Origin of the sequence: Salsipaludibacter albus (genome assembly GCF_019798055.1) — a bacterium.
In the GTDB taxonomy this organism is placed as follows: domain Bacteria; phylum Actinomycetota; class Nitriliruptoria; order Nitriliruptorales; family Nitriliruptoraceae; genus Salsipaludibacter; species Salsipaludibacter albus.
This window is the reverse complement of record NZ_JAHOPH010000029.1, coordinates 34,341-47,675: the sequence shown is the minus strand read 5'-3', so window position 1 is coordinate 47,675 and position 13,335 is coordinate 34,341. Positions and strand designations below refer to the sequence as shown.

Annotated in this window: 10 protein-coding genes; 2 read left to right on the top strand and 8 right to left on the bottom strand. The window is 72.2% G+C overall.

Annotated elements, in window-relative coordinates; all coding sequences use genetic code 11:
- From KR546_RS15135 to argH, 3 genes are all read right to left on the bottom strand, one after another.
- Positions 1-387, bottom strand: a 387-nt coding sequence (locus tag KR546_RS15135) for a DNA-3-methyladenine glycosylase (protein WP_238445555.1), incomplete at its 3' end; no start/stop codon positions are given.
- A 144-nt stretch (positions 388-531) separates the two neighbouring features.
- Positions 532-2,286, bottom strand: a complete 1,755-nt coding sequence (gene polX / locus KR546_RS15130) for a DNA polymerase/3'-5' exonuclease PolX (protein ID WP_238445554.1) — start codon at positions 2,284-2,286, stop codon at positions 532-534.
- A complete protein-coding gene (gene argH, locus KR546_RS15125; RefSeq protein WP_238445553.1) occupies positions 2,286-3,737 on the bottom strand; it encodes an argininosuccinate lyase in 1,452 nt (483 codons plus the stop codon). The genes polX and argH overlap by 1 nt, the downstream gene beginning before the upstream one ends.
- 140 nt (positions 3,738-3,877) lie before the next feature.
- Between argH and trkA the strand changes: the two genes are divergently transcribed.
- A complete protein-coding gene (gene trkA, locus KR546_RS15120; RefSeq protein ID WP_238445552.1) occupies positions 3,878-5,209 on the top strand; it encodes a Trk system potassium transporter TrkA in 1,332 nt (443 codons plus the stop codon).
- On the top strand, positions 5,197-6,762 hold the full coding sequence (locus tag KR546_RS15115) for a TrkH family potassium uptake protein (protein WP_238445551.1): 1,566 nt from the start codon (positions 5,197-5,199) through the stop codon (positions 6,760-6,762). Before trkA ends, KR546_RS15115 begins: the two co-directional genes overlap by 13 nt.
- On the opposite strand, the gene KR546_RS15110 is transcribed toward KR546_RS15115, so the two are convergent.
- From KR546_RS15110 to argG, 5 genes are all read right to left on the bottom strand, one after another.
- Positions 6,759-8,267: a DUF7379 domain-containing protein gene (locus KR546_RS15110; RefSeq protein ID WP_238445550.1), complete on the bottom strand. Its 1,509-nt coding sequence runs from the start codon at positions 8,265-8,267 to the stop codon at positions 6,759-6,761. The genes KR546_RS15115 and KR546_RS15110 overlap by 4 nt on opposite strands.
- An 18-nt stretch (positions 8,268-8,285) precedes the next feature.
- Positions 8,286-10,571 carry a CHAT domain-containing protein gene (locus tag KR546_RS15105; protein ID WP_238445549.1) on the bottom strand — a complete coding sequence of 762 codons (2,286 nt, stop codon included), beginning with the start codon at positions 10,569-10,571 and terminating at the stop codon, positions 8,286-8,288.
- Between the two features lie 165 nt (positions 10,572-10,736).
- Positions 10,737-11,273, bottom strand: coding sequence for a DUF1697 domain-containing protein (locus tag KR546_RS15100; RefSeq protein ID WP_238445548.1), 537 nt, complete (start codon positions 11,271-11,273; stop codon positions 10,737-10,739).
- Between the two features lie 97 nt (positions 11,274-11,370).
- On the bottom strand, positions 11,371-11,799 hold the full coding sequence (locus KR546_RS15095; RefSeq protein WP_238445547.1) for a GNAT family N-acetyltransferase: 429 nt from the start codon (positions 11,797-11,799) through the stop codon (positions 11,371-11,373).
- 2 nt (positions 11,800-11,801) lie between these two features.
- Positions 11,802-13,232, bottom strand: coding sequence for an argininosuccinate synthase (gene argG / locus KR546_RS15090; protein ID WP_238445546.1), 1,431 nt, complete (start codon positions 13,230-13,232; stop codon positions 11,802-11,804).
- Positions 13,233-13,335 lie beyond the last annotated feature (103 nt).

The window sequence follows — 13,335 nt, the reverse complement described above, 5'->3', positions numbered from 1 at the left end:
GGCCAGCCACCCGTCGCCGTCACGACCGGCCCGACGCGCCACCGCCAGCGCGCGTCCGGCCACGACGACCCCGCCCCGCAGGAGCACGGCCGCCCCGTGACCGTCGGGCCCACACACCACGTTGGCGCACAGGTGGATGCCGTGGCTGCGATAGACGTACAGGTGCCCCGGTGGTCCGAACATGACGCGATTGCGTGCGGTCGGGCCACGGAAGGTGTGGGACGCCGGATCGTCGCGGTCGTAGGCCTCGACCTCCTCGATGCGCACGGTCACCGGCGCCTCGTCGTGGGCCACCGACAATTCCATGCCCAGCAGCCGGGGAGCGACCTGCTCGACCGGGCCGTCGAGCAGGTCAGCCGAGGGACCTGACCAGTCGACCTCGCTCACGTCGCGCCCGGGGACGGACCCATCACCCTGCGCGCACCGCTGCGACCCAGGTCTCGAAGTCGCGCAAAGACCGGGTGTTGGCGATGCGCGCCCTCCGGGCGCGTTCGAGTTGCTCGCTTCGCTCGCAACGTCGCGTTCCTGCCGTCATCCCCCGCTCCGGACAGATGCCACCCAGTCTTCGAAATCAGCCGTGGGCCGGGTGTTGGCGATGCCGTCGGGGGCGAGACCGGCGCGGCGGGCCTGGGCGGCGCCGTGGCGTGCCCGGTCGAGCTCCCGGATCGCGTGCGAGTCGGTCGAGATCACGAACGTGACCCCGGCCTCGATCCCGGCCCGGACGACGTCGACGCTCGCGTCGAGGCGGGGCAGTGCGGCGTTCATCTCCAGCGCGGTGCCGGTCTCGACGCAGGCGGCGAACACCGGCTCGAGGTCGAGCTCGATGCCGGGCCGCCGTCCGAGCTTGCGGCCGGTCAGGTGCCCGATGACGTTGACGGCAGGATTGCGGATCGCCGTGACCAGTCGCTCGGTCTGCTCGGCGACCGGCCGCGTGAAGTGGCTGTGCACCGACGCCACGCAGAAGTCGAACCGGTCGAGGAAGTCCTGGTCGTAGTCCAGCGAGCCGTCCACCCCGATGTTGAGCTCGGTGCCGTGGAACAGCCGGATGTCCCCGCGCGACTCCTCCAGTGCCCGCAGCACGCGGCGCTGCTCGAGCATCCCCTCGCGCGAGATCCCGTTGATCCGCAGGTCCTCGGCGTGGTCGGTGATCGCCGCGTAGTCCAGCCCGCGCTCCACCAGGGCGGCCACCATCGCGTCGAGGGTCTCGCGACCGTCGCCGGACCAGTCGGTGTGGACGTGCAGGTCGCCACGCAGGTGGGCCACCTCGACACGCTCCGGCAGCGTGTCCTCGGCGGCGCGCTGCACCTCCCCGACGTCCTCGCGCAGCTCGGGCGTGACCCAGGCGAGGTCCAGGGCCGCGTAGACCTCCTCCTCGGTCGCCCCGGCAACGACCTCCCCGGACTCGGCATCGGCCAGGTCGTACTCCGACAGCTTCCAGCCTCGCTCGATCGCCCGTTGGCGCAGGGCGATGTTGTGGGCCTTGGAGCCGGTGAAGTACACCAGTGCCGCCCCGAACGACGCCGGGGGGACGACACGCAGGTCGACCGACAGTCCGTCCCGGGTCACGATCGAGGTCTTGGTGGTTCCCGACCCCACCACCTCAGCGGCCAGGTCGTGGTCGCGGAACGCCGCCATCACGTCCTCGGCGTCCGCACCGTCGGCGAGCGTGGCCAACAGGTCCACGTCCCCGATCGTCTCGCGGAAGCGGCGCAGGGACCCGGCCCAGGCCACCTCCTCGACCGCGTCCAGGTCGGCGAGGTCGGCGACCAGCCGCTCGGCGACGGGCAGCACCTCGGCGACCGGTCTGCGCGACGTCTTGGACGCGAGGTGCATCCGTTCGATCGCCTTGGCGAGGTTCTCGGCGGTCTTGTCGCCCAGTCCGGGCAGGTCCGCGAAGCTGCCGTCGGCGATCGCGCCACGCAGGCCGTCGAGGTCGCGCACGCCCAGCACCTCGTCCAGCAGCCCGAGCATCTTGGGACCCAGCCCCGGGACCTGCAACAGCTGCAACTGCCCCGGTGGGTACTTCTCGCGCAGGGACTCGAGCTTGTCGATGTGGCCGTCGTCGACGAACTGGCGGATCTTCGCTGCCGTGGACTTCCCGATGCCCGAGACCTTGGCCAGGGCCGAGGCACTCATGTCGGTCACGTCGGTCGACAGGGACTCGACGGCGCGGGCGGCCCGCTCGTAGGCCCGGACCCGGAACGAGTTCGGGTCCTGCTCGTCGACCTTGGTCAGCCGGGCGAGCTCGTCCAGGGCCGCCGCGACGTCGTCGTTGGTCCGCGGCATCAGGCACCCCCCTCGCGGCCCGGACGGTCGTCGGACTGCGCACCGACCAGCCGGCGTGCGTGCTCCAACTGCACCCGGACACTGCCGGGGGCCGTCCCGAGCGAGGCGTCCCGTCGCTCGACCGCCGCGCGCACGTCCAGCAGCTCCGCCACCGAGGTGTCGAGCGCATCGTGCGCATCGGCGATCACTGCCGGGTCGAGCCCGTCCAGGTCCACGCCGGCCTGCTCGGCCCGGCGCACCAGCCCGCCCACGACCTCGTGGGCGTCGCGGAACGGCACGCCACGGCGGACCAGCTCCTCGGCGAGGTCGGTCGCCAGCGAGAACCCCCCGGCGGCCGCCGTCGCCAGCCGATCGACGTCGAACTGCAGCGACGCGATCGTCCCGGCCAGCGCGGGCAGGACCAGTTCGAGCGTGTCGACCGCGTCGAACACCGGCTCCTTGTCCTCCTGGAGGTCGCGGTTGTAGGTCATCGGCAGCCCCTTGACGGTCGTCAGGAGGGCGACGAGGTCGCCGACGACCCGACCGGTCTTGCCCCGGACGAGCTCGGCGATGTCGGGGTTGCGCTTCTGCGGCATGATCGACGAGCCGGTCGAGAAGGCGTCCCCGACCCGGGCGTAGCCGAACTCCGCGGTCGACCACAGCACGAGCTCCTCACCGATGCGCGAGCAGGTCACCGACAGGATCGCCGCCGCTGCCAGGAACTCCGTGGCCCCGTCGCGGGCGGCGACCGCGTCCATCGAGTTCGGTGCCACCCGTGCGAACCCCAGCGACGCGGCGTAGGCGGCCGGGTCGAGGTCGAGGGTCAGCCCGGCCAGTGCGCCCGAGCCCAGGACGGACTCGTCGATGCGCGCCCGGGCGTCGAGGAACCTCCCGGCGTCACGCTCGAGCATCCAGACCCAGGCGAGCAGCAGGTGCGACAGCAGCACGGGCTGGCCCCGCTGCAGGTGGGTCATCCCCGGGGCCAGCGTGGCCGGCCGGTCGTCGGTGCCCAGGTGGACCTCCGCCTGGTCGAGCAGGGCGCGCTGGACCCCCCGGATCCCCGCCACGACGCCGGTGGTGGCGTCCTTGAGGTACAGCCGCAGGTCGTTGGCGATCTGGTCGTTGCGGGAACGGCCGGCCCGCAGCTTGCCGCCGAGGGGCCCGAGGTCGTCGACCAGCCAGCGCTCGATCGCCCCGTGGACGTCCTCGTCGTCGTCCCGGAAGGGGAACGCCTCGTCGGCGAACAGGTCGGCGCACCGGTCGAGCGCGGCGAGCAACCGATCGTGCTCGGCGTCGTCCAGCACGCCGATGCGGTGCAGTTCGCCCGCGTGCGCACGCGAGCCGGCGAGGTCCTGGCGCCACAGTCGACCGTCGACGGCCGTGGACACGCCCAGTGCCCATGCCGCGTCGGCCGGCGCGGCCTGCAGGCGTGCCCCCCAGAGCCGGCCGGCCCCGGTCGCGTCGGTTCCCATCCTGCCTCCCGGTCACGGGCTCGTCGTGGGCCGCCGGTGCGACCATCGACGAGCCTACTTGTCGGCCGTTGCGACTCGACCAGCGTGGTCGGACAGCTCCCGGGACGTATCCTCCCGGGACACCGGACCCGGAGCACCCCGTGCGCATCCTGATCGTCGGCTCGGGCGCGGTCGGCAGCTACCTCGCCGAGCGCCTGTCCAACGAAGGCCAGGACGTCGTCGTCATCGAGAACGACGACGTCCGCGCAGCCGTGGTCCAAGAGCACCTCGACGCGCTCGTGCTGACCGGCAACGGCGCCAGTCCGGCGGTCCTGCGCAAAGCCGGCGCCTCCCGCGCCGACCTGATGATCGCGGTGTCCAACTCCGACGGCGTCAACGTGCTGGCCTGTCACGCCGCCCACGTGCTGGGCACCAAGCGCACCGTGGCACGGATCGAGGATCCCGACCTGATCGCGGGTGTCGAGGACCTCGGCGTGGACGTGGTCATCGACCCGGGCGAGATGGCGGCCCACGAGGTGCTCGACCTGGTCAGCCAACGTGGTGTGTCGGACCTGGTGCCGTTCGTCGACGGACAGCTGACCCTGGTCGGGGGGATCGTGCGTCGGGACAGTCCGCTGCTGGACCGTGCCCTGGTGGACCTGCGCGCGACCCACGACGGCTTCGACTGGGCGGTCGCCGCGATCGTGCGCCACGGCGAGACGGTGCCGGTCCGTGGTGACACGGTCGTGGAGGAGCACGACCACGTCCTGCTGATGTCGCGGACCGAGGACCTTCCCCGCGCCCGCTGCCTGCTGCGCAAGGAACGTGAGCGCATCCAGCGGGTCGTCGTGATGGGCGCGACCCGGATGGCCGAGCTGGCCACCGACCTGCTGCTCGCCGAGCACCACGAGGTCGTGCTGGTCGACCACGACGAGGCCCGGTGCCGCCGGCTCGCCGATCGCCATCCCAAGGCGCTGGTGATCAACGGCAATCCGACCGACCCGTCGGTGCTGTCGGACCTGTCGCTGGGTGAAGGGGACGCGGTCGCGGCGCTGTCGGGCTGGGACGACGTCAACCTGACCGCCAGCCTGGTGGCGAAGGCACTCGGGGCCTCGACGGCGCTGGCTCGCTTCCACCGGCTCAGCTACGTGGGACTGATGGTGGGCTCCGACATCGACGCGTCGGTGTCGAGCCGACTCGCGGCCGCCAACGCCATCCTGCAGTTCGTCCGGCGGGGCCGCATCCACTCGGTCGCGACCTTCAAGGACACCGACTCGGAGGCCCTCGACATCGAGGTCGCACCGGGCAGCGACGCCGACGGCCTGCGGGTCCGCGACCTCGACATCCCGACCACGGCCGTGATCGGTGGCGTGGCCAAGGACGGACATGCCGCGGTGCCGACCGGCAACACCCCGGTGGGGGCCGGCGACCGCCTGATCGTGTTCGCGCCCGCCAGCGCGATCCACGAGATCGAGGCGATGTGCACGGCCTGACCGACCGGCCCCCCGACGACGACTCCCCGGTCCGGTCCCGGCCGCTGAGGTCCCGGGTCCGCACGTCCCATCGTCGCCAGTTCCGCCGGCTGCTCTACATCATCGGCGCGGTCGTCGGTGCCACCGGTGCGGCCATGCTGGTGCCGGCCGCGGTCGCGCTGGTCTCGCGCGAGTGGAGCGACGCCGGGGGCATCGCCGCGGCGGCCGGCGTCGCCATGGCGGGCGGCCTGGCGATGTGGCGCGGGGTCGGACGGCCCGGCGAGCTCACCACCCGCGAGGGCTTCGCCGCGGTCGGCCTGGCCTGGGTCGCGATGTCGGCGGTCGGCACGTTGCCGTACCTGTTCACCGGGGCCATCCCGTCGATAACCAACGCCTTCTTCGAGACGACCTCGGGCTTCACGACGACCGGCGCGTCGATCCTGGAGGACCCGGGCGCGCTCGGCAACGGCCTGGTGCTGTGGCGATCGCTGACCCAGTGGATCGGCGGCATGGGCATCATCGTGCTGTCGATCGCGGTGCTGCCGTTGCTGGGCGTCGGCGGGGTCGAGCTGGCCCGGGCCGAGTCCCCCGGCCCACGACCCGACCGGCTCACGCCACGGTTCCGCGAGACCGCCAAGCGACTGTGGCTGGTCTACCTCGGCCTGACCGTGCTGGAGATGGTGCTGCTCAGCTTCGGTGACATGTCGGTGTTCCAGGCGATCAACCACTCGCTGACGACGATGTCGACCGGCGGGTTCGGCACCGAGTCGACCTCGATCACCGGGTTCGGGCCCTACACCCAGTGGGTCATCATCCTGTTCATGTTCGCCGCGGGCGCGTCGTTCGCCCTGCACTTCCGGGCGCTGCGTGACCCCGGGGTCTACAAGCGCTCGGGCGAGTTCCGGCTCTACGCCTCGATCGTGGTGGCGGCGATGGTCCTGCTGGTCATCGGGCTGGTCGACGGCGGCGACGTCGACCCGGCGGTGTCCGGCATCGAGCAGCTCGTCCGAGACGGGCTGTTCACCGCCCTGACGATCGTCACCACCACCGGGTTCGCGACCGCGGACTTCGGCACGTGGGTGCCCGGACTCCAGATCCTGGTGGTCGGGCTGATGTTCGTGGGTGGCATGGCCGGGTCCACGGCCGGCGGGGTCAAGAGCTTCCGGGTGGGCGTGCTCACCCGGTCAGCCGCGTCGGACCTGCGCCGGCTGGTCCATCCGCGGGGCGTCTTCGTGACCCGCTTCGACGGGCGGGCGGTGCCGCCCGACCTGGTCCGCAACGTCCAGTCGTTCTTCCTGTTCTACATGTTCCTGTTCATGACCGGGACCTTCGCGCTCAGCGTCATCGAGTCCCGGGCGATCGACGTCGTGGGGCTCGACCTGGTCACGTCGGTGTCGGCCGTGGCCAGTGCACTGGGCAACATCGGGCCGGGGCTGGGGCTGGTCGGGCCCACCGAGAACTTCGCCCTGGTCCAGCCGGCCGGCAAGTGGCTGCTGTCCGGACTGATGCTGGTCGGCCGGCTGGAGATCTTCCCCATCCTGCTCCTGCTCACCCCGGACCTGTGGCGCCGCTAGGCGCCGGTGAGCCATTCGCGCAGGGCGGCGTGGGTCCGCGGCTGCGCGAAGATGCTGGAATGGTGCACGCCGTCCTCGGGCGCGAACACCAACGGGTCGGCCACGATCGCGTCCGGGTCGTCGTCGGTGCCCGACACCCCGATGGTCGGCACGACCAGGTCGTTGGCGATCGGTCCCATGACCCGGTCGACGATCGCGTCCTTCACGCGGTGCTTGAACGCCACCTCCAACGCACCCGTCGGCTCGTAGTCGGCGGCGATGGCACGGTGCACGACGGTGCTGTCGGGAGCGGACCGCACGCCGGCCAGCCACTCCCCCTCCGGCGCCATCGCGCTGATCCCCGGCAGGGTGGCGATCCCGCCGGTGACGGTGGCCTTCACGGCCGTCATCAGTGCCTCGAGCACCACCCGCACCACGTCCGACGGACCACCCGGGAACAGGTTCAGCAGGCTGGTGAGTCGGTCGAGGTAGGTGCCCACGTGGTCCGGGTCGGCCAGCGGCGTGCCGTGGTTCGGGGTCGCGCCGTACACCAGCGTGCCGACCTTGACGCCCGGGACCGGCCCGGCCTGGCCGGCCAGCACCCGCCCGACCAGCCCCCCTCGGCTGTGGGTCAGCACGTCGAGGTCCAGTGCAGGCCCGTCGCCCAGCCGTTCGGACAGCCAGGCGACGTTGTCCACCGGGCTGATCGACATCGACGGGTGCTCCAGCGCCACGACCCGTCCCCCGTAGGCGTGGTGCAGGTCCCCCAGCAGGTCACGTGGCAACTGGCCGAAGCCGGCGACCGCGGTCGAGAAGGTGCCGTGGACCAGCAGCAGGCCACGCCCCTCGCGCAGCCGGGCGAGTCCCTCGCCGTCGACGTCCGCGCCGTCGGCCCGATCGGCCCCGGGGCCGTACCAGCGCAGGCGGGGCGGGCGCTTGGACGCCTCCCACTTGCCGGCCAGCGACTGGACGGCTCGGCCGGCGGCGTCACGCAGCAGGGGGAACACGAACACCTTGAGCAGGGTGGACCCGGCCAGTCCGAGCAGCCCGCGCTGCGTGTCGCCGTCGGCATCGGGATCCGTGGTCGGCGTGGTGCCGGCCTCGGGCAGGCGGATGCGGAAGGTCGTGGTGGCGCCCGCACCCCGCGTGGGCCCGCCGAGGCTGGACTGGTCGGCCGGAGGGTGCCAGGTGACGGCCCCGCCGGGATGGACGGCCATGACGACCTGTCCGACCGTGTCGCCCAGGTCGGGCACCTCCAGCATCACCGTGTCGGCCGCCTCGGCCGGCGGGGCACCACGGGTCGGACCACCGGGGCGCGTGGTGCGCGCCCGGACCTCCAGCAGCTGCACCTCGCGCATGTCGGCTGCATCGAGTGCGTCGACCAGGGCCTCGGTCGGTTGCTCGATGGTGGGGGCCCGGGTGCCGCCGGGCGCGGCAGGGTGGGCCTCGACGTCTCCTTCGAGGCTGGGTGCCGTGACCCAGTAGCCGGGTGCGACCTCGCGTCGCGTGGCGTCGATGCGTGCCATGGTGGTCGCTCCTGGCCCTCAGGGCCGGTCGGGTGCCGGCTGGTCCGGCGTGGGTGCGTCGGTGGCGGCCCCGTCGGCCAGCGACAGTCGCAGTCCGGGATGGCCGTAGTAGACGTAGGACAGGCGAGTCGACTGGCCCTCGACGAAGCCGGCACGGAACCGCCGCATCGCCTCGGACACCGGCAGTCCGCCCTCGAGCGTGTCGGCGTAGAACTCCAGGGCGGCCCGGTTGGCGAGGTCGTCCGCCACCTCCCACAGCGGTGCGACGAACCCGGTGGCGCCCTCGCGCACGAACGCGCCGGCCATGCCGCCGTAGCCCCCGGGATCCGGCGCTGCCTGGCCCACCTGGCAGGCGTTGAGGAACACGAAGGGGTTGCGGCGCTGTGACAACGTCGAGCCCCGCACGGTCGTCGGGCTGAGGGTGCGCCGGTCGTCGGACAACACGATCCCGGTCTCGCGGACGTCGTCGCTGACCCGGCCGTGGCAGGCCAGGTGCAGTGCGTCGATCTCCACCGGACGACCCTCGACGACGATCCGGTCGCCCAGCACCGCGGCCAGGTCGGTGGCCGTCGCGGACTTCCAGACGTAGGGGTAGCGGCGCTTGAGCTCGTCGCCCTCCGCCAGGGCCGCGGGCAGCGGGCGCTGGCCGTTGGCAGCCAGGTAGTCGCCGATGACGAGGCAGAGACGGCCGACCGTGTGGTGGTCCAGCGGTGGCAGCACCGGGGCGGTCATGCGTCCGACCTTGCGCTGTTCGAGCCAGCGGGCGACCCGGAACTGGGCACCCAGGAACATCGGGACGTCGGCGTCGACGACCTCGGGTGGCAGGTAGGCAGGCTCGGTCGAGGCCAGCTCCCACGGGATCCACGCATCGGCCGTGACGAGGAACAGCGAGGGGATCTGGTCCACGACGGCGGCCACGGCGGCCAGGGCCTCCCAGAACTCCGGTGGCATGACGTCGGCCACGATCCGGGACACGCCGGCAAGCTCGGTGCCCTCGAGCTCGGACCCCGCCGACTGGCCCAGCCGCACGACCTGCTGGTGGGCGAAGTCCCGGGCGTCCGCGGCGTCGAGCCCGCGGTCGGCCTGCTCGGGGATGTCGACGTCGTGGGCCGTGAAGAAGCTCCAGGTCAGGACGTCCGGGCGTGGGCCCTCACTGACCATCACGGTCAGGTCCGCCCAGTTGGCCGGGTCCGACACGGTCACCGCGGCCGCGCCCGTCTCGACGGTCGCCTCGACCCGCTCGTCGGTGGGGGTCACCACGACCTCGCGCCAGGCCTGGCCGATCGGCATGCCACCGTGGACGTACTCGACTCGGACCGTCGTGCGGCGGGCCTCCTCCACGGCCGGTGCCACCAGTGGGACCGTCACCGAGGACGCCGAGGGGTCGTCGGTCCGCACGTGCAGGAAGCGACGACCGCCTGCCGGCATGGTGAAGTCGGGCGCCACCACCTGGATCTCCAGGTCCACGGTGGGACCGGCAGCCACCACCCGCATCGGCCCACCCTCCGGTGCGTCCCCGGTCGTGGGCATCGGTGCGTCCCCCAGTCCGACGACCAGTTCGAGCGTGGTGGCCGCCGTCACCTGCTCCGGCGCCTCCATCCGGGGGAAGGTGGTCAGGTCCTGGGTCACGGCGCCGTCGTCCGCTGCCGCCTGGTCCCCGCCGTCCGACTCCACACCCTCGTCCTGCGCCGCGCCGACCTCCCCGTCTGCGCCCGCGCCATCGTCGACCTCCCCGGCCGCACCGGCGCTGGGTGGCTCCGGCATCGGCGGCTGGGGTGGCTCGGCCCCCGATGTCGGCGGGGGGTCCGACCGTGTCGTCGGGGTGTCGGGGAACGTGACGGCCGGCGGCCTGGCGTGGTCCGCGCCCCCGTCGCCACGCAGCGTCGGAGGTGGGTTCCACGAACGCGTGGTCGGCCGCTCGTCCGTCCCGGCGTCGTCCTCGCGACCCGGCAGGAAGAACCCCCGGCGGGGAGGATCGGCCGCCGCGGCGGTGGGCTCGAGCTGGTCGAGGTGCAGCGACCCCACCGGACCGTCCGGACCCACGACGCATGCGGGGCCGTCCGGTCGGGCGACGTCGTCGCCCGGATCCCACGTCGTGACGTCCGGCGCGGCATCCAGGTCCAGCGCCTCGCCCACGGGCACCTCGTCCGGCACCGTGCGGACCTCCCCGACCCGCACCGCCGTCCAGGACGTGTCCAGTCCACGGCGGGTCACCAACACCCAGTCGGCGTCGTCGAGACCCTCCACGGCTCGGTGGGCATGCCTGCCCAGCGTGCGTGCGTCCAGGACGACCACCGGATCCATCGGAGCCCCTCACGTGTCGCGTGCCCATCACTCCGAGCCCGGCGCGGGCGGCGTGATACGTCGACCACCACACCGCGCGAGGACCTGGATCCACCCTAGACGGCGATGGCTCGGTCGAGAAGCCCGAGATCGAGCCCGACGGCGACCTGGTCCCGGGCAGGGGGTTCAGGTGCTCGCCGCGACCAGCTTCTCCACGGTGTTGTGGTTGCGCATCGTGCCCACCACCTGGAGGTGACGTTCGAACCAACTGCCCTGGTAGCGACTGCCCTGGGAGCCGTCGGCGAAGGCCACGAACACCTCCCGTCCCGAGACCGCGAACAGGTCGTCGGAGTCGTCGCGGGCGAGCGAGGCGATCGCCTCGGCGACGGGCTGGGACTGCAGGAACATCGTGTGGACGAACCGGCCCTCACGCGTGCCGGTCCCGACGTCGGCCGCCCACGGGTTGCGCGCCACGGCGTCGGCCAGCTCGGCGTGGGTCCGCATCACCACGTCGATCGGACCGAAGCCCTCGGCCAGCGCCTCCGCCAGGGTGCGGCGCGTGTGTTCGAGGTCGTCCGGTTCCGCCATCACGACGTTGCCGGTGGCGAGCACCGTCTCGACCTCCCGACAGCCCGCCGCCGTGGCGAGCTCGCGCAGGAACGCCATCGTCATCCGGTTCCCACCGACATTGACACTGCGCAACAGGGCCACGGCACGGGCCACGGGAGCTCCTTCGTCCACTCCCGCACGACGCTAGTCAGGCTCGGCGGGTCATCGCGAGGAGGCTGGTGCCGCAGCGACCGCCGCCGGGCGCGTCGGCTCACACGGTGTCGCTGAACCGTTCCATCAGGGTGGGCGGGGGTTCGTGGGCGGCGAACCCGAACCGCTCGTAGAGCGTCTGGGCATCGGAGGTGACCAGGGCCCAGCGTCGCACCTCGGCGAGGTCGGGCGCTTCCACCAGGAAGGCAGTGACGGCCGTCCCGAGTCCCCTCCCCCGGTGGTCCGGCTCGACCCACACGTCGGCGAGCCAGGCATGGGTCACCCCGTCGGTCACCGCCCGGGCGAACGCCACGGTGGCGCCGTCGGCGTCCAGCGCGACCGCGACGCGGGAGTTCGCGAACGCGCGGTCATGGTCGGCACGGGTGCGGCCCCGCGCCCAGTACGAGTCATGCGACATCGCCCGATGCGCCAGGTCCATGTCCAGCGCAGCCAGGTCGCCGACGATCCGGTACTCCCCCACGCGCTCCATGCCTAGTCCGTGCCCCATTCCATGGCGGCGTCGTCCAGGGCGGACTCCTCGTCGCCGGTCACCGACGGGTTGCGGGTGATCCGGTCGGCTCCGCCGGGGGGCAGCTCACCGAACAGGGTGCCGTTCTCGACCAGCAGGGTCCCCTGGTCCAACGGCTGGCGGGCGTACATCTCCAGCTTGTCGCGCGAGTCGGCGATGTCGAGGTTGCGCATCGTCAGCTGGCCGATCCGGTCGGTGGGGCCGAACGCGGCATCCGCGACCCGCTCCATGGACAGCTTCTCCGGGTGGTAGGAGAAGTGGCGACCGGTCGTGTCCAGGATCGTGTAGTCGTCGCCCCGACGCAGCCGCAGCGTCACCTCGCCGGTCACGAGCGACGCGACCCACCGCTGGATCGACTCGCGCACCATCAGCGCCTGGGGGTCGAGCCAGCGACCCTCGTACATCAGGCGACCGAGCGTGCGGCCCTTGTCGTGGTAGTAGGCGATCGTGTCCTCGTTGTGGACCGCGTTGAGCAGCCGCTCGTAGGCGATCCACAGCAGGGCCATGCCCGGCGCCTCGTAGATGCCACGGGACTTCGCCTCGATGATCCGGTTCTCGATCTGGTCGGACATGCCCAGCCCGTGGCGGCCACCGATCGCGTTGGCCTCGTAGACCAGTGCGACCGGGTCGTCGAAGCGCTGCCCGTCGATCGAGGTCGGCCGCCCGTCCTCGAAGCCGATGGTGACGTCCTCGGGCGCGATCTCCACCTCCGGGTCCCAGAACCTGACCCCCATGATCGGCTCGACGCTCTCCAGCGACACGTCGAGGTGCTCGAGGCTCTTGGCCTCGTGCGTGGCACCCCAGATGTTGGCGTCGGTCGAGTAGGCCCGGGCCGCGCTGTCGCGGTAGGGCAGGTCACGCTCGGCCAGCCACTCGCTCATCTCGGCACGCCCGCCCAGCTCGGCCACGAAGTCGGCGTCCAGCCACGGCTTGTAGATCCGCAGCCGCGGGTTGACCATCAGCCCGTAGCGGTAGAACCGCTCGATGTCGTTGCCCTTGAAGGTCGACCCGTCACCCCAGATGTTGACGTCGTCGTCCTGCATGGCACGCACGAGCATCGTCCCGGTGACGGCCCGGCCCAGCGGCGTCGTGTTGAAGTAGGTGCGCCCCCCGGAGCGGATGTGGAAGGCGCCACAGGCGATCGCGGCCATCCCCTCGTTGACCAGCTCACGCCGGATGTCGAGCGTGCGGGCGATCTCGGCGCCGTACTGGGTGGCGCGCTCGGGCACCCCGGTGACGTCCGGCTCGTCGTACTGGCCGAGGTCGGCGGTGTAGGTGCAGGGAACGGCGCCCTTGTCGCGCATCCACGCCACCGCGACGGACGTGTCGAGGCCACCGGAGAACGCGATCCCGACGCGTTCCCCGCGGGGCAGGCTGGTGAGGACCTTGCTCATGGCGTGTGCTTTCCCGGTCGTGGTGGAATCGGGTGCGCGACCCGTTGGTCGCGATCGGTGACGGTAACCCTGCGGGGCCTCGTGTGCAAATTCATGCATTCAC

Coding starts and splice junctions, on each gene's coding strand:
- polX (WP_238445554.1), bottom strand. CDS start 2,286: ATGCCGCGGACCAACGACGACGTCGCGGCGGCCCTGGACGAGCTCGCC.
- argH (WP_238445553.1), bottom strand. CDS start 3,737: ATGGGAACCGACGCGACCGGGGCCGGCCGGCTCTGGGGGGCACGCCTG.
- KR546_RS15110 (WP_238445550.1), bottom strand. CDS start 8,267: ATGGCACGCATCGACGCCACGCGACGCGAGGTCGCACCCGGCTACTGG.
- KR546_RS15105 (WP_238445549.1), bottom strand. CDS start 10,571: ATGGATCCGGTGGTCGTCCTGGACGCACGCACGCTGGGCAGGCATGCC.
- KR546_RS15095 (WP_238445547.1), bottom strand. CDS start 11,799: ATGGAGCGCGTGGGGGAGTACCGGATCGTCGGCGACCTGGCTGCGCTG.
- argG (WP_238445546.1), bottom strand. CDS start 13,232: ATGAGCAAGGTCCTCACCAGCCTGCCCCGCGGGGAACGCGTCGGGATC.